This window comes from Paenibacillus sp. FSL R5-0744, assembly GCF_037972555.1.
Taxonomy (GTDB): domain Bacteria; phylum Bacillota; class Bacilli; order Paenibacillales; family Paenibacillaceae; genus Paenibacillus_AQ.
Map to the genome: position 1 here is coordinate 5,141,231 of NZ_CP150228.1, position 20,647 is coordinate 5,161,877.

The 20,647-nt window shown below is 38.4% G+C and carries 23 protein-coding genes and 2 tRNA genes; 5 read left to right on the forward strand and 20 right to left on the reverse strand.

What is annotated here, in order from left to right:
- Nucleotides 1–53: 53 nt before the first annotated feature.
- From MKY19_RS22705 to MKY19_RS22745, 9 genes are all read right to left on the reverse strand, one after another.
- Nucleotides 54–128: transfer RNA gene (locus MKY19_RS22705), tRNA-Leu, on the reverse strand.
- Nucleotides 129–673: 545 nt separating this feature from the next.
- Nucleotides 674–2,290 carry an ATP-dependent helicase gene (locus tag MKY19_RS22710; RefSeq protein ID WP_339797851.1) on the reverse strand — a complete coding sequence of 539 codons (1,617 nt, stop codon included), beginning with the start codon at nucleotides 2,288–2,290 and terminating at the stop codon, nucleotides 674–676.
- A complete protein-coding gene (locus tag MKY19_RS22715) occupies nucleotides 2,256–4,064 on the reverse strand; it encodes an AAA family ATPase (protein ID WP_339804461.1) in 1,809 nt (602 codons plus the stop codon). Before MKY19_RS22715 ends, MKY19_RS22710 begins: the two co-directional genes overlap by 35 nt.
- 451 nt (nucleotides 4,065–4,515) lie before the next feature.
- On the reverse strand, nucleotides 4,516–5,388 hold the full coding sequence (locus MKY19_RS22720) for a hypothetical protein (RefSeq protein WP_339797853.1): 873 nt from the start codon (nucleotides 5,386–5,388) through the stop codon (nucleotides 4,516–4,518).
- A gap of 22 nt (nucleotides 5,389–5,410) precedes the next feature.
- On the reverse strand, nucleotides 5,411–6,058 hold the full coding sequence (locus MKY19_RS22725) for a restriction endonuclease (RefSeq protein ID WP_339797855.1): 648 nt from the start codon (nucleotides 6,056–6,058) through the stop codon (nucleotides 5,411–5,413).
- Nucleotides 6,059–6,695: 637 nt separating this feature from the next.
- Entirely contained in the window at nucleotides 6,696–6,842 is a 147-nt protein-coding gene (locus tag MKY19_RS22730; protein WP_339797858.1) for a hypothetical protein, read from the reverse strand.
- Nucleotides 6,843–6,854: 12 nt separating this feature from the next.
- On the reverse strand, nucleotides 6,855–7,796 hold the full coding sequence (locus MKY19_RS22735) for a phospholipase D-like domain-containing protein (protein ID WP_339797861.1): 942 nt from the start codon (nucleotides 7,794–7,796) through the stop codon (nucleotides 6,855–6,857).
- 229 nt (nucleotides 7,797–8,025) lie between these two features.
- Complete coding sequence (locus tag MKY19_RS22740; protein ID WP_339797863.1) at nucleotides 8,026–8,967, reverse strand: DUF559 domain-containing protein; 942 nt, start codon at nucleotides 8,965–8,967, stop codon at nucleotides 8,026–8,028.
- A gap of 204 nt (nucleotides 8,968–9,171) precedes the next feature.
- Nucleotides 9,172–9,729: a tyrosine-type recombinase/integrase gene (locus tag MKY19_RS22745; protein WP_339797865.1), complete on the reverse strand. Its 558-nt coding sequence runs from the start codon at nucleotides 9,727–9,729 to the stop codon at nucleotides 9,172–9,174.
- A gap of 204 nt (nucleotides 9,730–9,933) precedes the next feature.
- Here MKY19_RS22745 and MKY19_RS22750 point away from each other — a divergent pair, with 204 nt between their 5' ends.
- Complete coding sequence (locus tag MKY19_RS22750) at nucleotides 9,934–11,202, forward strand: hypothetical protein (protein ID WP_339797868.1); 1,269 nt, start codon at nucleotides 9,934–9,936, stop codon at nucleotides 11,200–11,202.
- Nucleotides 11,203–11,422: 220 nt separating this feature from the next.
- Here MKY19_RS22750 and MKY19_RS22755 read toward each other — a convergent pair whose 3' ends face one another.
- The 6 genes from MKY19_RS22755 to MKY19_RS22780 form a co-directional block, all read right to left on the reverse strand.
- Nucleotides 11,423–11,887, reverse strand: a complete 465-nt coding sequence (locus tag MKY19_RS22755) for a hypothetical protein (RefSeq protein ID WP_339797871.1) — start codon at nucleotides 11,885–11,887, stop codon at nucleotides 11,423–11,425.
- 130 nt (nucleotides 11,888–12,017) lie between these two features.
- Complete coding sequence (locus MKY19_RS22760; protein WP_339797874.1) at nucleotides 12,018–12,221, reverse strand: helix-turn-helix transcriptional regulator; 204 nt, start codon at nucleotides 12,219–12,221, stop codon at nucleotides 12,018–12,020.
- 167 nt (nucleotides 12,222–12,388) lie between these two features.
- Nucleotides 12,389–13,366, reverse strand: coding sequence for a tyrosine-type recombinase/integrase (locus MKY19_RS22765; RefSeq protein ID WP_339797876.1), 978 nt, complete (start codon nucleotides 13,364–13,366; stop codon nucleotides 12,389–12,391).
- Nucleotides 13,367–13,544: 178 nt separating this feature from the next.
- Nucleotides 13,545–13,630: transfer RNA gene (locus MKY19_RS22770), tRNA-Leu, on the reverse strand.
- Nucleotides 13,631–13,792: 162 nt separating this feature from the next.
- Nucleotides 13,793–14,263: a hypothetical protein gene (locus MKY19_RS22775; RefSeq protein WP_042190773.1), complete on the reverse strand. Its 471-nt coding sequence runs from the start codon at nucleotides 14,261–14,263 to the stop codon at nucleotides 13,793–13,795.
- A 76-nt stretch (nucleotides 14,264–14,339) separates the two neighbouring features.
- Entirely contained in the window at nucleotides 14,340–15,026 is a 687-nt protein-coding gene (locus MKY19_RS22780; protein ID WP_339797880.1) for a M15 family metallopeptidase, read from the reverse strand.
- A 298-nt stretch (nucleotides 15,027–15,324) separates the two neighbouring features.
- Between MKY19_RS22780 and MKY19_RS22785 the strand changes: the two genes are divergently transcribed.
- Entirely contained in the window at nucleotides 15,325–15,489 is a 165-nt protein-coding gene (locus MKY19_RS22785) for a hypothetical protein (protein WP_179283823.1), read from the forward strand.
- On the opposite strand, the gene MKY19_RS22790 is transcribed toward MKY19_RS22785, so the two are convergent.
- Together MKY19_RS22790 and MKY19_RS22795 are read right to left on the reverse strand one after the other, a co-directional pair.
- Nucleotides 15,486–15,821 (reverse strand): YolD-like family protein, encoded by a 336-nt coding sequence (locus MKY19_RS22790; protein WP_042130171.1) that lies wholly within the window; start codon nucleotides 15,819–15,821, stop codon nucleotides 15,486–15,488. The genes MKY19_RS22785 and MKY19_RS22790 overlap by 4 nt on opposite strands.
- A gap of 382 nt (nucleotides 15,822–16,203) precedes the next feature.
- Nucleotides 16,204–16,764, reverse strand: a complete 561-nt coding sequence (locus MKY19_RS22795; protein ID WP_149646645.1) for a hypothetical protein — start codon at nucleotides 16,762–16,764, stop codon at nucleotides 16,204–16,206.
- 117 nt (nucleotides 16,765–16,881) lie between these two features.
- Here MKY19_RS22795 and MKY19_RS22800 point away from each other — a divergent pair, with 117 nt between their 5' ends.
- Nucleotides 16,882–17,370, forward strand: coding sequence for a PH domain-containing protein (locus MKY19_RS22800; protein WP_339797888.1), 489 nt, complete (start codon nucleotides 16,882–16,884; stop codon nucleotides 17,368–17,370).
- Nucleotides 17,371–17,451: 81 nt separating this feature from the next.
- On the opposite strand, the gene MKY19_RS22805 is transcribed toward MKY19_RS22800, so the two are convergent.
- On the reverse strand, nucleotides 17,452–18,927 hold the full coding sequence (locus tag MKY19_RS22805) for a glycosyl hydrolase (protein WP_339797891.1): 1,476 nt from the start codon (nucleotides 18,925–18,927) through the stop codon (nucleotides 17,452–17,454).
- Between the two features lie 173 nt (nucleotides 18,928–19,100).
- Nucleotides 19,101–19,517, reverse strand: a complete 417-nt coding sequence (locus tag MKY19_RS22810) for a cytidine deaminase (protein ID WP_339248644.1) — start codon at nucleotides 19,515–19,517, stop codon at nucleotides 19,101–19,103.
- Nucleotides 19,518–19,624: 107 nt separating this feature from the next.
- On the opposite strand from MKY19_RS22810, the gene MKY19_RS22815 reads away from it, so the two are divergent.
- A complete protein-coding gene (locus MKY19_RS22815; protein WP_339248645.1) occupies nucleotides 19,625–20,056 on the forward strand; it encodes a NucA/NucB deoxyribonuclease domain-containing protein in 432 nt (143 codons plus the stop codon).
- Nucleotides 20,057–20,134: 78 nt separating this feature from the next.
- On the opposite strand, the gene MKY19_RS22820 is transcribed toward MKY19_RS22815, so the two are convergent.
- On the reverse strand, nucleotides 20,135–20,281 hold the full coding sequence (locus tag MKY19_RS22820) for a hypothetical protein (protein ID WP_156113170.1): 147 nt from the start codon (nucleotides 20,279–20,281) through the stop codon (nucleotides 20,135–20,137).
- A gap of 149 nt (nucleotides 20,282–20,430) precedes the next feature.
- On the opposite strand from MKY19_RS22820, the gene MKY19_RS22825 reads away from it, so the two are divergent.
- Nucleotides 20,431–20,607, forward strand: a complete 177-nt coding sequence (locus MKY19_RS22825) for a YjfB family protein (RefSeq protein ID WP_076098563.1) — start codon at nucleotides 20,431–20,433, stop codon at nucleotides 20,605–20,607.
- Nucleotides 20,608–20,647: the final 40 nt, after the last annotated feature.

The window sequence follows — 20,647 nt, forward strand, 5'->3', positions numbered from 1 at the left end:
TTAATCAAGAAAAACAAAAAAACCTTGATTTCTCAAGGTTTTCACTGTGATGCCGAGGACGGGGGTCGAACCCGTACGGTACTCACGTACCGCAGGATTTTAAGTCCTGTGCGTCTGCCTGTTCCGCCAAAGCCTTGATAACACTGGGTTTTTCAGTGAATGTCTTTTCTAGCTACACAGGACTATACTCATAAATCATATAATAAATTCAGAGATTCTGTGTGCTGATACTAAGATACTCTATTATTTACTACGGGTCAATTTTAATTAATCATAATACACCATTCACTACCATGGAAATAACTTCCGAGCTACTGGCTTGGATTTGGAGATACTAATGGTATAGCCGAACAGGTGGCTGATGCTATCGATGTTGCAGAACTATGTCTATTGGTTCAATCATCAGCGACACGGTACGATCGGCTACCTCACGCAAGTACAGGTTAGAAAAAGTGCCCTCATAATTGTTGTTAGGCTTTGTGTTGACAATCCACCCTAACGGTTTTCAAGACCGCCCCTAGCTGTAAAAACTCGCAATCCCTTATGCTGATTGACTTCATAGCACTTTATAGTTGAACCGCTACAGCGGTCTGAGTTAAAACGTTCGTTTCGGTACGTGACCGTTGGATAGCTTCATTATTTTGTCCAAAGAAGCATGAGTCAACTTTGAACTTTAATACATAAAGGGACTTCTTAAAGGATACAGTCTGTTTAATTCTAAAAATATTGAGGGGACACCATTTTTAGATTCCCCTTTTCCATTTATCCTTACTGTACTTGTACATAAAACACAGCACTTCTTCGCTCTCGTAATGCCCACGTAATGCAAATTCAAATCTTGAATTGCTTCGGGAAATTGCCCATTAAATTCTTTGGGTAAAACATACCTATGAAGATCAAGGTGGAATACCACATCAAATTCAAGACCTTTCGATTTATGGAGAGACATAATTTGAATTTGATTCTTACCTGCTGGCTTAAAATACTCAAGTAACTCCGCACTATTAAGAATGTTATTCAATGTAGTTACAGCAGTTTTATTTTCTGCTTGAGGGTATATTATACTTGCAATCTCAATAAAGTTAGCGCCACTATTCTGCATCTCCGGTATATTATCTTTACAATTTTCGATTTTACTTAATAAACGCATAAATTCTTTAGCCTTTCCGGCTTGTAACTCAATATCTAAATAATCTTCTATTAACTCATACTTTGTTATCGAATCATCATATATAAAACTAAGAACACTTTCAAAAACGCTTCCCCAAAGGCTCCTATTTCCATCAAATGGAGTGCTACCAAAAAACTTGTTTTCTAGCGTCAGACTTTTTTGAATACCTTTTGCTGTTCTTCCATTTCTAACGAGTATTCCTATTTCATTTCTTGACTGGACACCGAAGTGTATCATAACTTTAGGAATCACAGTATTTAGCCATTCAGCGGTTTCCTTTTCTCCCCCACGTATGGATTTAGAAAATATACGAGTTTCATCTGAAGAAAGATAATCGGTAAATCCCTTTGATATTAATTTGCTTGCATAGTTTATAATCGACGGATGGCATCTTCTGTTTTTTGTTAAATGAAATAGTTTAAAATCAGCATTCTGAGCGAGTCTTAATAAAAACTCAGATGATTTTTGGGAGAATCCGAATATTGATTGATTTGTATCTCCAACTGCTACCGAAATGATACCTAAATCTTTTAATCTAATGAAGACATCATGTTGGTCAGAACCAGAGTCTTGATATTCATCAATAAAAATATATTTATATCTTGCTTTTAAATATTTTCTACAGGAAACACACTTATCAATTATGTACAGGGCAAGTTTAGAAATTGACTCAAGTAATACATACCCTTCCACATATAATTTAATTAGTGAGTTTAAATTGTTATCAATCCATACATTAATATCCTCTTCTTCATCCTCAAACCCTGCAAATGCCCTAAAAAAATCATTTTTCATATCAATGATTTCCAGTTCTTTCTTTGGAATACCAAAAATATGCCTACCAAAAGAAAAAACAATTTCTGTTATATAGAATTTATCCATTGTGCCAAAGAATGAGCTTTTCTTATCCGTACCATTCTCTAAACATCTTTTTTCGAGTTCTCTACTTGCCTTATTTGTATATGAGATAGCTATTACACCTTGATAAAATTCTAATTCCCCTAATATGCTAATGATTTTCCGTGATATTGTGAATGTTTTTCCACTTCCTGGATTAGCAATCACTACTGTATGTCCTGTATAATCAATAATTTCCTTTTGCTCTGGTGTCGGATTCATCGAACATCTCCTCCACAATTTCTGTGCACCTAACTAAAGGAAGCGATAAATCATCATCTAATAAAACTTTTAATCTCCCTTGATTCTTATATAAAAAGTCATACATAAATGTTGCTTTGCTTTTCTGCATTTTCTTTAGTAGACCTTCATAATCTTTTTCTCCATAATATATTTCAACTGCTTTACGTAAAGGTGAGTTTAAGATGTCGTTCTCCAAGTCAATGTTAGATAAATACATATCCATATCCTCTAAAGCTCCTGCAAACTCTTGACCTAGTTCTATTTCAGAATCAATTAAATTTTCTCTCGAATTTATTTTACCTAGCAAATGCTTTTTGGTACTTATTAATTGATTTATAGGGTCTGTATCTTCATAACAACAATGATTCTCAACAATCTTTACGCAACGAGATATTCCTGAATAGTAAAAGTAATCCTGATATGGAACTTTAATAATATCATTATCAGTTCTAATGACCCAACTAATATTTAGATTATTTAGAACATCAATAAAAGGCTCGAACCCCACCCCATCAACCATTAGGATTGAGATATTATATTTATCAAGGTCAATTCCTATATCTACTGCTAATGCTTTATAGAACAATACTTCTGAAGGCCCCTCAACAAGTAAAACAACATTAGAAAAAAATGCTTCTGCCGGAACAATATTTAATCTATAGCCAAATTCAATGATTGATTTTTCTAATCCAGCGTTACATCCATCATTAGCCGCTTGAGTCGAAGAGTTAGTTTCATTGTAAAGTCTGATTATTGAATCAGGTGAAAATTCAGATGCTATTTGTGGGGAATGTGATGTTATTAAAACTTGACTTTTAAGTGAATCTACTAGATATTTTGATAATCTCCTCTGTTGATGCGGATGCAAATGAGCTTCTGGCTCCTCAATACAACAGATAGTGACTTCTAATAGCGTGTCATCTAAAATCCTGTTTTTTGCAGTTCTTAATGCGAGGTAAATTTGATTATTACGCCCATCTCCTCCAACAGATAAACTTTTTCCATTAACCTTGGAAACAAGATTTACACTATTTATAAAATCTTCAACATCTACTCCACCTGTATCAAAGTCAATGGTACTAGCGCTATGGTGAAATGATAGACTTAATAATTCATCGTTCAAACTATTGGTTGCACTATTTACATATGATAATTTTGTTATTCTACTATTTAGAATATCTATTGTTTTTTCAATTTTCTTAGTCAATTTATCATCAGACTGTACTATTTGCTCAGCTCGTTGCTTCCTTGATTCTAATAGTAAGTTTTTCTTTTCTTTTTTGATATATGAATTAAGCTCTCTACTGCTCTCAATATAGTCCATGTTCAATACTTTTAAGTAATATCTGGACTCAATAGGTTGTAGATCATCTTCCTGCTGACCAATATAGAATTGATAGCTTTTTTCACCAGACCCGCCCTTCTTTACCTCATAAGCAAGAAATAGTTCGTCTTTTTCATTAACATATTTACCTACTTTACCAACTACACAATCTTCCACAACACTTTCAAATTTAATCTGTATAAAAATCTCATTACTATTTTCATTATATACATGAAAGTCCGAATCCTTTAGTTCTAAATCTGCGTCTGATAATTTTTTATCAAGTAGTAATCTAAGAGCATAGACTAAGTTTGATTTTCCAATGTCGTTTGAGCCAATTATAAGCGACTTCTGTTTTAAATTAATGTTTGCTTCATTAAAATTTCTAAATCCATTAATTTTTATATTAGATATATACAATTGCAACATTCCTTTCAAATCAAAGTTAATTTAACGCTCTCTAACATAAACTATAATTAACTTCTTTATAAAACAGTAAAGGTCCTAATATTAAAATTGGAACTAAAATATTCTACTACGTATACCTCTAAATAAATTAGTCGTACTATAATATAGAAGAAACATAGCTCATTTCTAAACTAAGCCCCTTGCCGTTTTAACGTATGTGTCAAACAGCCTAATTAGGTATTATATGATTCGCACTTACATGAAAGAATAACTAAAGAGGTAACCAGTTACGCCTCTTTTTGTTTAATAGTTCTCAACATAATTGAGTCTTCTATATTGATCTCCACACCAACGTTAGACCATCACTTAAATAGGTATGTTTCAGCAACTTCGTTAAGATTTCATCTGCCTGCGCATTCCATCTTGCAGCGTCTTCTACTACTCCGTAAAATTCGGATTTTCTATTAGCAAATTAAATCGACCAGTTTTCAACTTTATCAACTTTTTCTTTTTTTTTCGCCAAATCTTTCTTGAATTTTACATAATCATTTGTAAAGTCTTTGAGTATCCTATCTAAAGCAATATAAAAAACACCTGAACCTGTAAGCAAGAATGTATTTATAGAAGGAGAATATGGTTCCTCATTTAGATATCCTTGAAACTTCTGATACAGTTCAAAGACTACAACCGTGACTAAACATAAATACATGAATGATCTTCTAATGAACACACCTTCTGAGTTTGTATTGACGGTTAGGACTCTCACGTAATACACCCAATAGTTAGCATATAAAGGCATAAAACAAACACTAAGGAAGTAGAAGTTAGCATCCCATTTTAATGTAACCAGACATGTTAACGAAACTTGTAATACTACTAAAGATTTAAAGAAATCAGGGGTTTGTTCCATAAACAGTCCTAAACGGTTTGAAATGTAATTATCTTTTAATTTATTCGATATATCTAGTTCTTTAATACGTCTCCCAAGTTGCGAAGTGTACTCAGGATTTTTCATTTTATACTGCTGTATCACTGCACTTAAAATGAGAATGCTTGCCACAAAAAAGAACATCATTATCGCCCAATAGAGAAAAAACATTCCTTCCCCATCTGTGAGAATATATAAAGTTAGATGCACAGCGACGAAAAAAACGATCAAGAGTAAGACAAACACTTCGATTACAGACACAATTGAGCGTTTTTGAATCTTATCACCAATTTTCCCACCGTATTTCTCAGCGATAGGTAACAAGCATCGTGTAAATATTAGATCAAAGAGCTTTTTGATTACTATAAATGCAGCTATTATTACAATTATGATTCCTATATTCATCCAGATGTTCAAGCTCACCGCTCCCTAGTCCAAATTACCTCCCCATAACCTTCTTCACGTACTTTTCAGCCTTATAATCCTTACGCACCTCATGCAGCACGCCGCTATTCGCTTCACTCCATGACTCCAAAATCATCCTTGGTTCTCCTTCAATAATCTTACGTGCTGCAACAATTTCATCGCTTCTGAACGCCTCAATCACGTTTATCAAGTCAATACGATCAAGCAGCTTCACATGGTTGATGCCCGCAAGCGTCTCGCAAGGCTCCGTATATTTGGCTGTAGTGATCACAATGGCTCTTTTAGCTTTATAGTACCGCATACAAGAGAATACCTCCTGTACTGCGCTAATACCCACTGGATTGCTAATGGAATATCGCTTTGCTTGGACGACATTCCTAACACCTTCACGATCAGTGAAAACAACATCTGCTCCAAAATCGCGGCTCCCTACAGTCTTATAAACTCCAGAATAGCCCAGTTCTATGAACAGCCTATATAAGTACATCTCAAAGCCAGAACCATCTTCCATTCTGTCTATTTCAGCCATAGTGATAGTTTTCAAATCATAATTTTCTTCAGTAAATACTACCGATTTATTTTGTTTACGTTGGAAACTCAAGATCAACAAACTTAACACAACAATCACTACAACTATTGATACAGTTAAAACATAGATCATTAGGGCTACCTCCACTATAAATTAGTAAAATCATACCATATCTCCTTGGAAATAAATCAATTTATTGGATTTTTCGACATGCAATATCAAACTATATCTATTTATTCATTCTCTGCATTATCACAATGTAATTTTGGTTTATAAATAATCATCTCTCTGATGAAAATAACAACCCAGGCACTCGAATGAGATATTCAACATAACATAGCTACCTTTACCAAATTACCTAAAGGAAAGCATCATAACATTTTCTTATTCTTCGAAATCTCTTCTAATTAATTATTGCAACTCCTAATTTAATAATTCAGTCTTTTTAGTATCCTTCAATATCAATATCTAGTTGCTGACTATATGTGTACCAGCATTTCGCTACAACAACAATCACTTTCCAACTGTAAACCCCTGCCCCACCCGCTCCTACATAACAAAAAACCACTCTTATTGAGTGGCTAGTCCTTTTACATTGTATCTACAACTTTCTGCTTATTTTCTTCACTCGGCATCGAATACTTTAGAATCATCATATTCGCTAAACTACTCCCACTGGACTTGGATTTGGAGATACACCAAGGCAGATAATATTCATACCATTTTGTTGTTGAAGTTTCAGGAGAAGATTGAAGTGCTACAGATACTATTAATGTGACTCGTAGACACGCAAAAGACCATCCTCAATACTCTTTCTGTGAATATTAATAAGCACCAACCCCTTGTTGATGCTCAGTAAATAAACTTCTTTTTTATTGAACTTACGTGTCCAGTATCTAGTTAATTGAATCAGCATCGTTAACGCTCTTCATTTTATAACTCTGAGTCTCTTCAATAATTCCATTCTCCCGATTTTTTGATACTCTTCGTTAACAAAAGTCATTAAATGTGTTAAGTATAAGGATATTTCATGAAGGTAGCTCTTAAATTTATGAAAAGTCAAATCAGGAACATGTTTTTCTTCATAAAGTTGCATATAGAGTTGCCACCAGTCAAATTTTACAGGCACTGGATAACCCAGCTTCTCCAAATCTTTTTCCATGCCATCTAAAAAACGTAATTCTGGAATTAATTCTTTAGTATTACCTACGTATAAGTCTTCTTTTCTTTCTACTTTGCCCAATTTTTCAACATCATTTAATATTTCCGGTAAATAATCAAATGGATCGAAACACTCTGGGACATTTGTAAATTCACTTTTTTCAAGTAATTCTTCACAGTAAAATTTCCTTAACTCTGAAATAATTTCTTTGTCGCTAAAAATAACACCGCTCTCGTAATTGTTATTGCTCCCAAAACTAAAATTAGCTGATCCAATAAACGCGAAATCATCAGTAATAAAGAGCTTTGAATGATTTGTTGTAAGTTCGGCACATAACACAAAGTTTTTAAATATATCTTCGATTTCCAGTTTGTCTTCATCAGAAAATGTCATTTTTGAATATAGTAAGTTAACATCAATACCTGAATTAGCGAGATTTGATAACTGCTTGTAAAAAGTTCTTTCGTATTTATCCCTAAAATTAAAGTTGTATGTCGCTATGTAGATAGCTTTTGTTTCCCTCTTGCATCTTTCTAATAAATCATTCCAAAAATTTGATTCTTTAAAAAAGATCACTTTACCTTCTTGAAATGGAATTTCTTTTCTCATTTTTCCTTCTCCTAAATATAGATTACAGTCTGTAGTAGGAAGCCCCGCTATAACCCCACAATACTTATTCGATGTTAAGATTAACCAGAGTTTTTCCACCCGGGTATCATCCTATTTATTAAAATACGGAAAGTTCTGTAGGATAGTTTTATTCAAACGTATAGCCCCCTAACTCCAAACATGCCCAATTTACTAAGTGCATCATATAATCATCTTTTGTCGTATCGCCAAAAACAAATCCATAGTAGATCATTGGAAGTGCTTTCAATAGCAACAATAGAAAGCCTAGGATTCTTTCCTTAGACTCCTTATCTTAACACCTATATTTTCATCGCTTAGATAGAAAATCTTTAATAGTGTCAAAGCAAGCACTAACATTTCTAGTGACCTGCGTTCCAGTGAAAACATTTAGTTGGAATCCTTGTGATGTTGCGATTGCTCTTTTCACTGCATCTTTACTCCGCTGTTCGACTGTCTTATGGTAATCGTGTCCGTCTAGTTCGATTAAAAGCTTTTTTTGTTTATACCAATTTACCAGCATAAAATCAAATCTAACATTTGTTGCTTTTGCATCCATACGCTTAGGATTATTTTTCGGTATATGTGACATGTTCAGATAGTACATTCCATCAAGTGTTTGAGTCCAGAACATTTCTCGTGTCCCACAAACCTCTGGAACTAAGGCAGGTAAACTTTCATCGTCTGTATAATTATTTAACCAATACTTATAAAAATGTTTCTCAATTGGACTCTTTGAGAACTTGATTAATAACTCCTCTAAGTTAGTGCCATACCGTTCGAGTTCGTGATTAACATGAGCAATCGTCCAAGGAATCAAAGTTTCACCTTCGACGATTTCTGCTTTCTTATAATTATGAGTTCCTGATTGTAATCCATATCCAAAATCAAAAAAAGAATCGTTATCCCATCTATATCCCAATCTTACTCGGTCAACCAATGGTCCTTTCTTCCTTGCTAATTTTTGATTTTTATTATATTTTCTAGTGAAGGAATCCATGATGTGTTCACGCCCCCCCTCAGAGACCATCCAAAGTTCCTCTTTTTTGTTTTTATAAATTCCTACACCATTTTCAAAGAATTGTTTACCATACCACCCCTGCTCATGAAATTTGGTCAAATAATCAATGAAGTCTGAATACATTTGCTCAGGTGTCCACACTAAATGATCACGAACATATTTATCCATATATTTTCCAAGCACACCATTAACGTACCATTTTTCTTCTTGGGTTAAGTCTTTATATTTCAAGGTCTGAGCCTCCATTATATAATATTAACTATTGTATCATGAAATTTGATTGATATAATCTTATAAAGTTCATTGAAGTATGCCATTCCAATAAAGTACTAACCATATCAAAAAGTATAATTTACGCCAGATGTGTGAAATCCGTTAAACCATATTTTTTGATACGTGTCAAAATATAAACAAATGAAATGTGTAAATTAACCTTTATGTATTTTGATACAAAAACAAAAAACCACTCATGTTGAGTGGCAGATCCTTATATATTGCTTTTACAGCCTTATGCTTATCTTCTTCACTTGGCATCGAATACCTTAAAATCATATCTGCTGACCTATGACCACTCCTCTGTATCACGCTTATATCTTCTCCTGCACGTACAAGCCCTGTAATGAAGCTATGTCGTGTCTGGTGTGCGTTGTGACCATTCTTCTCCATGAGGTGCTGAACGCTTCTGATGCTAATACGCTCTTGTCTGTTGCTAATAAATAAAGCTGTATGGCTATCTGCTCGTTCTTCTAAATGCTTCTCAATAGCCCTTCTCGCTTCAACGTTGAGTGGAAGTGTACGCTCCTTGTTCCCCTTGCCCAACCTAACTACCAACGATCCTTTTCGGTCGCTTACATCAACGTTTGTGCGGTCTAATGCCACTAATTCTGACACCCTGATACCAGTCATGAGTAGGGTCATAAGAATAGCATAATCTCGCTTATTGCCTGTACGGTCAATATCTCTAATCAGCTTATTACGTTCAAGTTTATCCATTGTTTTCGGTGCTTGTCCCTTTCACTTACGCTTGGTATAAGTCTGAGAGAAATCTTCTTGTTTCTGGCTTATGCCATTGGGGCTTCGATATGTTTATCTTCTTGTTTGCGATTATAGTTGGAAATTAGCGCATTTACAAATCCCTCCAGTCAGCCGATATATATATATATATCGGCTGTTATTATATGGATGGAGGTTTATTAGATGTGTATTCTAAGAAAAACAACCGCAGCGCTGCTTACTTTGCTCGTGTCGATTGCCAGCTTTACAGGTATAGTAACAGCATCAGCATCAATATCAAAGAAGTTATCCGTTGATGTTATAAGCAATTATTCGAGCCTACTCCCAGGCCAGAGTGTCATGGTGAGCGTCAAGATTTCGAATATCCCCTCCGATCACAAAGGGCTTCGTTCTGCTAAGATTGCTGTAAGCTATGACGAAAATGTATTTTCATCAGAGGATAACATTCGATTCGATAAAGCTCTTGGGAAATACATATGGAGAGATGATAACTTTTTCATTCCTTCCAAAACTTTTGAGACTGCTGATTATCATATCGATAATCCATATCCTGAAGATTTCAACCCTGCCGATGGCAGGAAGGAAGTAGTTCTGTCTATGTCAGCTCTAAATAGCAAAATGATCGACTCAACGGCTGATGAAGCGTTTATCTCTTTTTCCCTAACGGTTAAAAATGAGGTCAAGATCCAGAATACACTAATCAATATTGTATCTGAGGGAACTATGCTACAAGATACCACGGGAGCCTCCGTTCATAGCTATGGCACAACCTCTAAGCAGCTTCTAGTTGGTGCTCCCACTCCCAAAAGAATTGAAATCGTTCGCGGAACGATCTCGCCATCCTCTGATCCATTCAAACTAATTGTAAATAACGGTTATGAATTAAATGCGCTAGCTATCTTCGATAATGGGGACACTGCATATGTAACCGAGCAAGCTTCTTGGGAAACGACGGACCCACAGGTTATTGCGACCTTAGGTCGGGGGAGTCTTCAGACAATCGGATTAGGAAATGCTTCAGTCATGGCTACTTTAGGTACTATGACTGGCAAACATGAGGTTAGGGTATACCTGGCGAATGCACCTGAATTAATTGAAAAACCAGTAGTCTACTATGGCATCCAAACCAAAATCCCAAATGAGAAAAGCTTTGCAGCAGCTAAAGTCGTTCAAATCAAAGTGAATGGAAAAACCGCGGAACCCGGAAGACTATTTGATAGCGCCGTGTTCGTTCCACTGCGATCTGTCAGCAAATTGCTAGGAGTAGATACAGGCTATGACAGCATCAAAAAACTACCAACAATAGATGGAAAAACAATAGCAAATTGTTATACATTTTCAGGGGTATCATACATTATAGCTCGCAATCTTACCTCATTGCTTGGGGCTGATATGCAATGGGATAAGAACAAAACAACCCTGATGATAACAAGCTCTGCAAAAAAACAATAATCGTTAGACATAAAAAAGTGCCCTCCTTCATTGCCAAATAGGCAATAAAAGAGGGCATTCGTTTAATTATCAGTCTATTAACACTCAATCGTTGCAGGTGGTTTCGAGGTTACATCGTAGACGATGCGGTTTACGTTCTCTACTTCGTTAACGATATATTAAGCTTCGTATAGCTCCACACTTTCTATGGATCTTCTAAAAATCAGGTGTAGTTGTTGGCTTAGTAAATATCTGCAATAACACTCTTCCCATGGAGTAAATTTTCATATGCTAGTTTGTAAGACTCTTTTGTTTTTATCTCTGCTGTCACAACATTTACCCCACCAATAGGGATATCTGAAAAACAAACAATTTCAAAATCATTATAAGGAGATACTTGATATACAACCGACTTATTATCTTTAAATTCACACAGCAAAATATCAACTACTTCTCCATTGTGACTTGTTATTAATAATTTCCTGATAACAGCAGCATCTTTGACTTCTTCTTTAGAAAATTTCTCCACTAAATTGTAGCAATAGTTTAAGTTCCCAGAACAAAATAAAACCAAGTTATCAAAATGATATAACTTGGTCGCTTTTTGATCCACCCTATATAATTGTCCTTCTAACATTGCTGATGTTGCTGAATCTGAACCTATAAATATATTGTCATTAGTCTGTACGACAGTGGCATTGCTCATTACATCACTCCTATTTAAATTATTTCCAAAACAATTTTTAGTTACATAAAAAAAAGACCCTTGTCCATATCAAAAACGTGAACAAGGGTCTAAATAACACTAGAAATATTCTTTTTGTTAAAATCCCACTCTACTTTATCCCTCTTTTAGAAGGACTGATAATGAACTCACGATACTTCTTTTCTTTTTCTTTATGAAGATTGACATTCTCATTTTCGTACATTGATAACATAGGCACTGAAACACCTACTATTACAGAAAGGTCTTTCAACTTAATCTTTTTCTGTTTTCGTAATAATTGATACCCCTGTCTGATACTCATATTAAATTCCATCTGTATTCCCCCTCAAATTATCTTCTAACTATAAAAGTAATTACGACTGAAATAGTTAATCAATATTGGCAGAGAAGAACGGAATATAATACTATGTGATTTGCGACATTTTCATATTTAACAACCGGCATTCACCATTATCAATTCTAGGAACAACTTTCTATCCTCTAGAGGTCTAACAAATGATGATTAAATGTATTAGACGGTTCACAACTTCTTAGTCTTTTCTTTTCAGGTAACAATTTATGAATAGGACTAGCTAAACCATGCTCTTTTTTCAAATCATTGTTGGTCAATGCTACATAGCGCTTACTCATGGATAAGTCGCTATGCCCTAATGTCTTTTGTAAAAATAATACATTTGCACCATTTCTGATATACTCCAGAGCGAACGTGTGTCTTAAATCATATGGACGTATGTGCACCCCCAGCTCCTTGCTATAGCGCTCCATTCTGTCTCCCCACGTGTGACGATTCAGCGCTTTGCCCTCAAGTGTGCAAAAGACTGGAGCGTGTACACTCCATGAATCAGGTCTAACATGTATCAGTTGTTGAATAGCCTTGATGGTTGGCATTGAGATTGGTAGTGCTCTGGAGACTCTCGTTTTTGCTTTCTCAGATGTAATATAGATTTCTTGAGAATGAGCGTTAAAGTCTGGAATGATCAGTGACAAAGCTTCTTTAGGTCTGATACCTGTGTCTAAGGTTAAAAGAATCAAAGCATAGTCTCGTAATCCCACAAAAGTGTCCCTGTTAGGAAGGGACAACAACTTTATCAGTACCTCCTGATCTATATTCACAACTCGTCCTTCGTCCTTACGCTTCTTGAGCGATTTCACAGGATTAGTGTCAATCAACTCCTGTTCAACACACCAATTCAGAAAAGTCCGCAGATAGACTAGACGATTGTTGTAAGTACATGGCTTAATGCCTTCTTGTCCAAGATATTCAAACAGATTATTTTTTAGATATTCTACAGTCTCGAATGAGTTGCTGTACCTCTTGAAGAAGAGCTTCACATGTTGCTCATAGTCCTTTTGCGTCTGTTCACTGACTCCTTCTGCCTTCTTCCAAAATAGAAATTGCTTTAACGCCTCTTTCCAATCCACTGCCTTATTCTTTTTAATTTTTGTAACTCTAACCATAATAAAAAACTCCTCTCCAGAACTTGTGGTTAGACAAGCACTGAAAAGGAGTATTATCGTCAGGGTTCTGTGTGTTAGAAAGCAATTCCTAGACACACAGAACCTTTAGCTTTTGACGTAAGCATTGCTTGATGGCAATAAGTTAAAAAACCTTGATTTCTCAAGGTTTTCACTGTGATGCCGAGGACGGGGGTCGAACCCGTACGGTACTCACGTACCGCAGGATTTTAAGTCCTGTGCGTCTGCCTGTTCCGCCACCCCGGCATATTATGTGTTGTTGCTTCATACGATGTTTACGTATAACGCGACAAGAAATATAATATCATGAATATCGATAACGCGCAATCCCTTTTTTCAAAAAAAGTTTTATCACATTAAAAATAACCCGTTCCAGCTTGTACCGACACGGGTTATTTGGCATGTTGATTATCTGCGTTCGTCACTTCTGCTTCTCATTCCGACAAGGCCCAAGAGTCCAAACAATCCGAGCCAGCCCCAGTTTGATCCTCTGCTGGTAGTCCCAGTATTGGTAGTTGTGCTGGTTGCCCGATATCTACCATCCGTTGTAGTGTTGGATAGTGGAGTTACCGTATTTCTGTTGTAGTTATCCCGGGTGTAATTTTCATTGTAGTTATTGGTGTTAGGTCTATAATTTTCCCCTGTGCGAATCTTATCTTTCATAATGCTCTCATGCTGATTCATCGTTCCCGTGGTGCCGTTCATTAGATTGCCTTCCGTATTCATCATCCGAGTGTTATTCACGGTACCATCCATGCCCGTATTCGCGTTCGGGATACCGCCTAAAGCGGCTGACCCGATTGGATTAGCGTAACTAGCTCCCATTATACTCATTGACAGTACAGTACCGCATGCAAGGCTTGTTATTAGCTTGTTCACAGTGTTATGCCTCCCTTTATGGTTAGTTATCACTGATAATTTCCCCTTGGGTGGCACTGTCTATACATGAATAGCTTTACTCTTTTACTACATTCACTGTCTTGCTTGCTGCGTCATACGTAACCTTTGCTCCAAGCGCCTCAGCCAGAGCACGCACGGGTACATACGTTACGCCGGTATCAAGAACACCATCCGTAAGTTTAGTGCCGTTTAAGGTTATCGTTACTTTAACGTCTTTGTTCACCTGGTCATCCTCCCCAGTAATTCTTTTTAAAGCTTCATTGACCTGATCCGTCGTAGGACGTTTACCTGCCCGAAGTTGAGTCGTGGTTAAGCCGAAGGTCATTTGCAGATGTGAATAATCTTTAAAAGACGTCCAGTCTCCTCCCCACTCAAGCCCTAGCTGTTTTCCCACCTGTACAACCTCTTGCCAGTCCGCTATTTTATCTTTATCACCATCACGATTCATATCCCAGGAAATACTATTTCCATCCGGCAGCAAAAGCGCAAAATCAAACGCAAGGCCATAATTGTGATAGCTGGTTCCACCCTTGGCGTTGGTAACTATAGGTCCAGGCTTACTTCTCCCCTGCGCATACAAGGCATTTTGTTCAGCAATCGACCGCAATCCCTGAGTAATAACGATGGGTACTCCTCTGGCATAGCTTTGCTGTATCAAAGCCTTCGCCCCTGCTGCCAAAACAGGATGAAGCCCAACAAGCCTCGCCGCCGATTTGTCCCTCACTTGATCTAAAGTCAGCATAGAATCACCCCTTGGTATAATCAATGATCCCGCTTCCCCATTCGCTTGTACTAATACCCCTGCTTGCCTTAACATACAAGCATAAACGTCTTCGGCTTCCCTATAAGGAAGGGCGATAAGCGTTTAAGCGAGAAATATAAGACATAAAGGATAGGTGTATAACTTATACTTTCTTATATTTTAAAAAAAGACCCCGGTATCCCCGAGATCTCCCCTGAAAAGCACCTATTCATAGCTTCTTCACCTTGGATCATTTCTACAAAAAAGGGCAAAATATTAGCGAAAGGTGGGAACACATATGGACATTCATAGTGATAGCTATAAAGTTGCTGCCCTGAGCGAGCAGGAAGAAGCACTCGAAATTATTCGAAATGCCGAAGCTTCCATTGCAAATCTGACCGGCAACCCAACGGTGACCCTAATTGCTTATGAAAAAAGTGAAGTCAGCGGTTCTCAGCATTAGACGATGTAAACCTCCACTAGATCATCTACATTGATCCACTTCCATTCCTCCGCCCACTGCAGCTTAAACTCACGCGAGTGGGTGTGAATGGAAGTCACAAAACCACTAATTGTCGTATTCTCAAAAGGATCAAACAGCACAACAGTGACGCGCACATGACTCCGTAACGATAAGGCCAGTGTACATTCGATCTCCTCCAGCTTCTGCTCATCCAGAATAGGCTTAATGCGGCGCAGGGTCTCCCGTTCATCCCTAATAATTCTTACCTTATGCTCCGGCAGCATCATGCGACTGCTTTCCCACAGTCCGTTTTTCTCCAGCTTTTTGCCCATGGTAACCCCTCCCTAATTTCTATACTCATTCCGCTACACACGAACGTATGTTTGTATTATATCCACACCTTCGCTGAATAATCAATAATCAGGAAAAAGATACCACTTTAAAATCCTCCTCTTTTATCTAAAAGTTGTATAATAATTAATATCTAAATGAGAGGAGCTTTCCAATTGAAAAAAAACAAAGCCCTGCTCATCCTAATTCCCGTATTATTCCTGTGTCTATACCCCCTCGTATATCGAAGCAGTACCCTCTCAGACCTCACAAAAGGAATCATAGCCGGCTTATTTATAGGATTGGCAGTGTTACCTCTACTCAAGCTCAAAATCGCATCAAAAAGACGCTGACAGTTGAACTATTCAGCGTCTAAATTTCGATCTATTCTTGAACTTTCTCTGATTCAGCGGTGGACTGACCATCAGCATCGATGAGTCCTGTTGCTTCTCTTGCTTCATTAAGCTTGGAAATGCCGTATAGCATCGCGACGTCAGCGTTCTGATTCAATTCCTCGAACTTCTCAGCAGTGACCTCTGCGGAATCAGCACCTTGAGAGGCCTGTTCTTTTAGAGAATAAGCACTTTGAAAAGCAATTTTGGACTCATCAAGCAGTTTACGAATGTCTTCGGGCAAGCTAGAGGAAATTTTCACTTTCTCAGCCTGATTGGATAGGTCTGTTGCGGTCTTTTGGAATTCGTTAATCTTCTTCTCCAACTGCCTGTCCGAAAGTTCTCCTGCTGAATAAGCAGCAATAGCTTCGTTGAACTCCGCTAAGGATGATTTTCCTAATTCATCAAGTTTAGACATTTCATTGTAGAAGTTTTGCACGGTTTCCTGCACTTCTTCTTCCGAGGCAGGAGCCGATGAAGTTGAATTATTATTGCTGCAGGCGCTAAGGATGACAGTCAGCATTAGCGTTCCTATTAGTAACACTTTTTTCATTATTTATCCCTCCACTTAACAGAATAATGTCGGTTTGTGTAAAGCGCAAATGAAATTTATGTAAAATGACTATTATGTTATAATTATTTCAATTGTAATCAGGGAAGGAGAGTATTTATGCCTTATTGCACAACCTGCGGATCAGAATATAAGCAGGGCGCTAAATTTTGTGGAGAATGCGGATCTAGCATTGACGGAACTGCTCCAGTGACCACCCGTCGTCCATCAGCAAATCCAAACGCTACTCAAGAAGTCGTGCTCTGGAAAGGCAAACCAGCCAGTATCTCTGATCGCCTCAAAGGAATCGTACGCCTAAACACGACTACGTACACCATTACAAGCCAGCGCATTATGGTAAAGACCGGACTTATCGGTAAAAATGTCGAAGAAATCGAATTACTGCGTGTACGCGATTTATCCGTAGCACAATCTATCATGGACCGGATGCTCGGCATCGGTACATTAACTGTATTTTCTGATGATGCCTCAGCGCCTCAGCTTCTTTTCCGAAAAATCCATGATGCCCAAACCGTCAAAGATGTTCTGCGCAAAGCTGTTCGTGACGAGAAGATCGCCAACAACATTAGCTACCGTGAACAAATCTAAGAACCTTTCACATTAAAAAAGCCCCGAAATCCGGGGCTTTTTCGCTAATATTCCGATGCTCGAATCAGTTCGGATATCGTCTTATGGAAGATAAAACGCTCCTGCTGGAATAATCCCTTTGGGTTGGCTAGGACTTTCCCACTGCAATACAATTCGCGCGTCCCCCTCATTCTCATAGTACTCCACTTTTATTTCATGTAGCTTGCCAGCTATAAGATTCACACTGCCTTTTCGCTCCTGTCCACTCTGATTCACCCAGCTATCAATGATCAGCCCTCCATCAATCCACACCCGTACCCCGTCATCAGAGGAGGAGTAAATGGTATAGGTTTCACTATAGGCTGCAGTCAGTTTTCCACTCCACCGTACAGAGAAAGCGTCGACACGAATGGCTGGATCAGGCGAACCCTGTTTCCACGAAAATTGGATGTTAGCATCGGTTCGCGTCAGCGCAGGTGCGCCGCTAAGAGTCATATTATTGTAATATTGCCCCCATAGTCCACTCTGCAGCACACTGTCTCCCTTAGCGGCTACAATTGCCGCCTCAACAGCATACTCTTCCCGCGTGAATACAAAGCTGTCATTCATAAAGGCTCTAATTACCGCATCGGTATTCTTCTCATAAAGAAGCTTGCCCCAGGTCATCTGATAAGACCATTTAGGCTGTGATTTAGATAGTAGTACAGGGGACGGTAGCTCTCCATTTTCTCCAATCGCAATCACTTTTCCACGACCCAGATCCCATAGACTATCATAGTGACTCCCCTTAAAATCCCCATCATAGATATCTAGTGCCAGCACATCTACTTTGTCACCGCTTGGGTAGTATTCGGCAGGGTCATCACTCCACTGATTTTTGGCGTTTGGGCTCCAGACCCACAATAAATTATGCAGCTTATGATAGCTGGTGAAACGGTCAAACATAAGGTTCCACAGTCCCACGTAGTTGATCTTCTTCCCCCACCAGAACCATCCGCCATTCATTTCATGATACGGCCGCCAGAGCACAGGAACTCCTGCATCATTTAGTTTTTTTAAAGAAAGGGCTATCTTATCCAGATCAGCGATCAGTGCGTTGTACTGAGAGGTACCCGGGGTTATATATTTGTCAAAATCAGCGTTGCTTATGCTCGTAGATACGTTATCCCAAGCTGGCGCAGTCCCTGGCAACTGTGCGTGATAGCTAATCGTTACGATTCCACCGTCTTTATACCAGCGAATAGCGCTGCTAACGACCCAATCCCGCTGATTGTCTATTAGTGCCGCCGTCTGATTATTGATTGCCCCCAGCTCATAGCCGTGAAGGGCGGCGTATTGCCCGCTAGTATTTTTCAGCTTCCCATTGAACTCATCCGCGCTCTCCAAATAATCATGTTGTCCACTAATCCATCCTTTTCCTTGCAGAAAATAAAGGGTATTCAACAATTTCTGAGCAGAAGGTACCGTTTCCGAATCCGCCGGAGCCATTTGCAATTTACGATACGCGATTTGCCACTGAACATCGCTCACAAACCTCGATGCCGAATCAACCATATTTCGAAGATTGCGCTGTTCCATCCACTCTCACATCCTTTTAACTTTTTTAAGTTATAGTATGGGGACAATAGTGACATGAACTCAGCGAATGGACATGAAGTTGTAAATTAATTTAGGACAGTGTAAGGAACTGCTGAATAAATTCACGGCTCAATAAAAAAAGGAGCCCGGCGGCTCCTGACTAAATCTCCAATTTACCTTGTATATCTCAGCGGTAGTAATTCAGAAATATCATATTTAGCTAACCGGCCGTCCTCGGATACAATAACTTTGCAATCCTTCCCGTAATCAGCAATTAACTCACGGCACATCCCGCAGGGAGAAACTACTTTAATTTCTCTTTCCTCGCTGTCCGGATCAGGATGCCTTACCGCAACAATCGTATCAAATTCCTTGTAGCCTTCGGATATCGCTTTTCCAATCACCATCGCTTCTGCACAGACTGTAATTCGTCCCATGCTAGCTTCTACATGTACCGCTGTAAAGATTTCCCCCGTCTTAGTACGGAGCGCCGCCCCTACATGGTGTCTTCCCCATTCATAGCGTCTAGTAATAATATCTTCAGCAGAGGCTATAAGCGTCTGATCTTCAATCGTAATCAAATACTCCATATCCAATTCCGTCCTCCTCTTATTTTTCCTAAGTATATTAAATCGCACTGCATTATGATATAAGATATACTATTTTAAGTTCCAAAAAAGGAGGAGCAGATTTGAAAATACAGAAATTACTCACCAGTCTCATCATTATTGTGTTACTTGCTTTGGGCGGTTACTGGTATGAACAGAACGGAGATCCGTCAGCCCCCTCGTCCACATCTGATTCAGAAGTTGTTCAGCTGATCTTCCCATCAGATCGTTATCCTGAGACTGCTAAGCACATTCAGGACGCGATTGCTAAAGGGGAGTCCGCGACGTGCACGATTAACCGTGAGCAGGCTGAAGACAACCGCAAAGAATCCTTAAAAGGGATCCCCACCAAAAAAGGCTACGACCGCGATGAATGGCCCATGGCCATGTGTAATGAAGGCGGCAAAGGGGCCGACATTGAATACATAACCCCAAAAGATAACCGCGGCGCAGGAAGCTGGGTTGGCAATCAGTTAGAAGATTATGCGGATGGAACCCGCGTAGAATTTATGTTCAAATAATAAGCTAACGTGAACAGTGCTTCAAAAGAATAGCCCCATCCGGTATACCGGATGGGGCTACAATGTGCATCAGCTAGCTTAGAATAAGCAAGCTTTAGTGATGATAACCAGCAAGATGAAGAGTACCAGAATAGCTCCTGTTGAAGTAAAAGGACTACACACCGGACCTACATTTACTGGGCTTACTACAGGACCTACGTTACAACCACAATGTTCCATTCCCATAATTAATTCCTCCTAATGATTAATGACTACAGCACAAGATATGTAAAAAGGAGATAAGCCGTTTGGGCGAACTGGCAAACAAATGCTATTCACCTAATGAATTAGGTAGGCACTGTCGATAAACAGGATATACACGAAGGAGGTGCAATATGGATATAGCCGCATTATCAATGGCAATGAGCCAGGCATCCTTAGCTCAAAATGTAGGAATACAAGTCATGAATATTGCCAAAAATCAGGCTGAAACCCAGAGTCAAACGATGGTGGAAATGCTGGGCAAAAGCGTTGCTCCGAATTTAGGAAAAACACTTGATATTAGTGTTTAATTGCTTTATGCTAAGGACACACGAGAACACTCGTTCTTAT

What these genes read in the sequence shown, in the direction of transcription:
- MKY19_RS22710 (WP_339797851.1), bottom strand. Translation starts at nt 2,290, where the DNA reads ATGAATCCGACACCAGAGCAAAAGGAAATTATTGATTATACAGGACAT.
- MKY19_RS22715 (WP_339804461.1), bottom strand. Translation starts at nt 4,064, where the DNA reads ATGTTGCAATTGTATATATCTAATATAAAAATTAATGGATTTAGAAAT.
- MKY19_RS22725 (WP_339797855.1), bottom strand. Translation starts at nt 6,058, where the DNA reads ATGATCTATGTTTTAACTGTATCAATAGTTGTAGTGATTGTTGTGTTA.
- MKY19_RS22730 (WP_339797858.1), bottom strand. Translation starts at nt 6,842, where the DNA reads ATGCTGATTCAATTAACTAGATACTGGACACGTAAGTTCAATAAAAAA.
- MKY19_RS22745 (WP_339797865.1), bottom strand. Translation starts at nt 9,729, where the DNA reads ATGGATAAACTTGAACGTAATAAGCTGATTAGAGATATTGACCGTACA.
- MKY19_RS22750 (WP_339797868.1), top strand. Translation starts at nt 9,934, where the DNA reads ATGTGTATTCTAAGAAAAACAACCGCAGCGCTGCTTACTTTGCTCGTG.
- MKY19_RS22755 (WP_339797871.1), bottom strand. Translation starts at nt 11,887, where the DNA reads ATGAGCAATGCCACTGTCGTACAGACTAATGACAATATATTTATAGGT.
- MKY19_RS22760 (WP_339797874.1), bottom strand. Translation starts at nt 12,221, where the DNA reads ATGGAATTTAATATGAGTATCAGACAGGGGTATCAATTATTACGAAAA.
- MKY19_RS22765 (WP_339797876.1), bottom strand. Translation starts at nt 13,366, where the DNA reads ATGGTTAGAGTTACAAAAATTAAAAAGAATAAGGCAGTGGATTGGAAA.
- MKY19_RS22780 (WP_339797880.1), bottom strand. Translation starts at nt 15,026, where the DNA reads ATGCTGACTTTAGATCAAGTGAGGGACAAATCGGCGGCGAGGCTTGTT.
- MKY19_RS22785 (WP_179283823.1), top strand. Translation starts at nt 15,325, where the DNA reads ATGGACATTCATAGTGATAGCTATAAAGTTGCTGCCCTGAGCGAGCAG.
- MKY19_RS22790 (WP_042130171.1), bottom strand. Translation starts at nt 15,821, where the DNA reads ATGGGCAAAAAGCTGGAGAAAAACGGACTGTGGGAAAGCAGTCGCATG.
- MKY19_RS22795 (WP_149646645.1), bottom strand. Translation starts at nt 16,764, where the DNA reads ATGAAAAAAGTGTTACTAATAGGAACGCTAATGCTGACTGTCATCCTT.
- MKY19_RS22800 (WP_339797888.1), top strand. Translation starts at nt 16,882, where the DNA reads ATGCCTTATTGCACAACCTGCGGATCAGAATATAAGCAGGGCGCTAAA.
- MKY19_RS22805 (WP_339797891.1), bottom strand. Translation starts at nt 18,927, where the DNA reads ATGGAACAGCGCAATCTTCGAAATATGGTTGATTCGGCATCGAGGTTT.
- MKY19_RS22810 (WP_339248644.1), bottom strand. Translation starts at nt 19,517, where the DNA reads ATGGAGTATTTGATTACGATTGAAGATCAGACGCTTATAGCCTCTGCT.
- MKY19_RS22820 (WP_156113170.1), bottom strand. Translation starts at nt 20,281, where the DNA reads ATGGGAATGGAACATTGTGGTTGTAACGTAGGTCCTGTAGTAAGCCCA.
- MKY19_RS22825 (WP_076098563.1), top strand. Translation starts at nt 20,431, where the DNA reads ATGGATATAGCCGCATTATCAATGGCAATGAGCCAGGCATCCTTAGCT.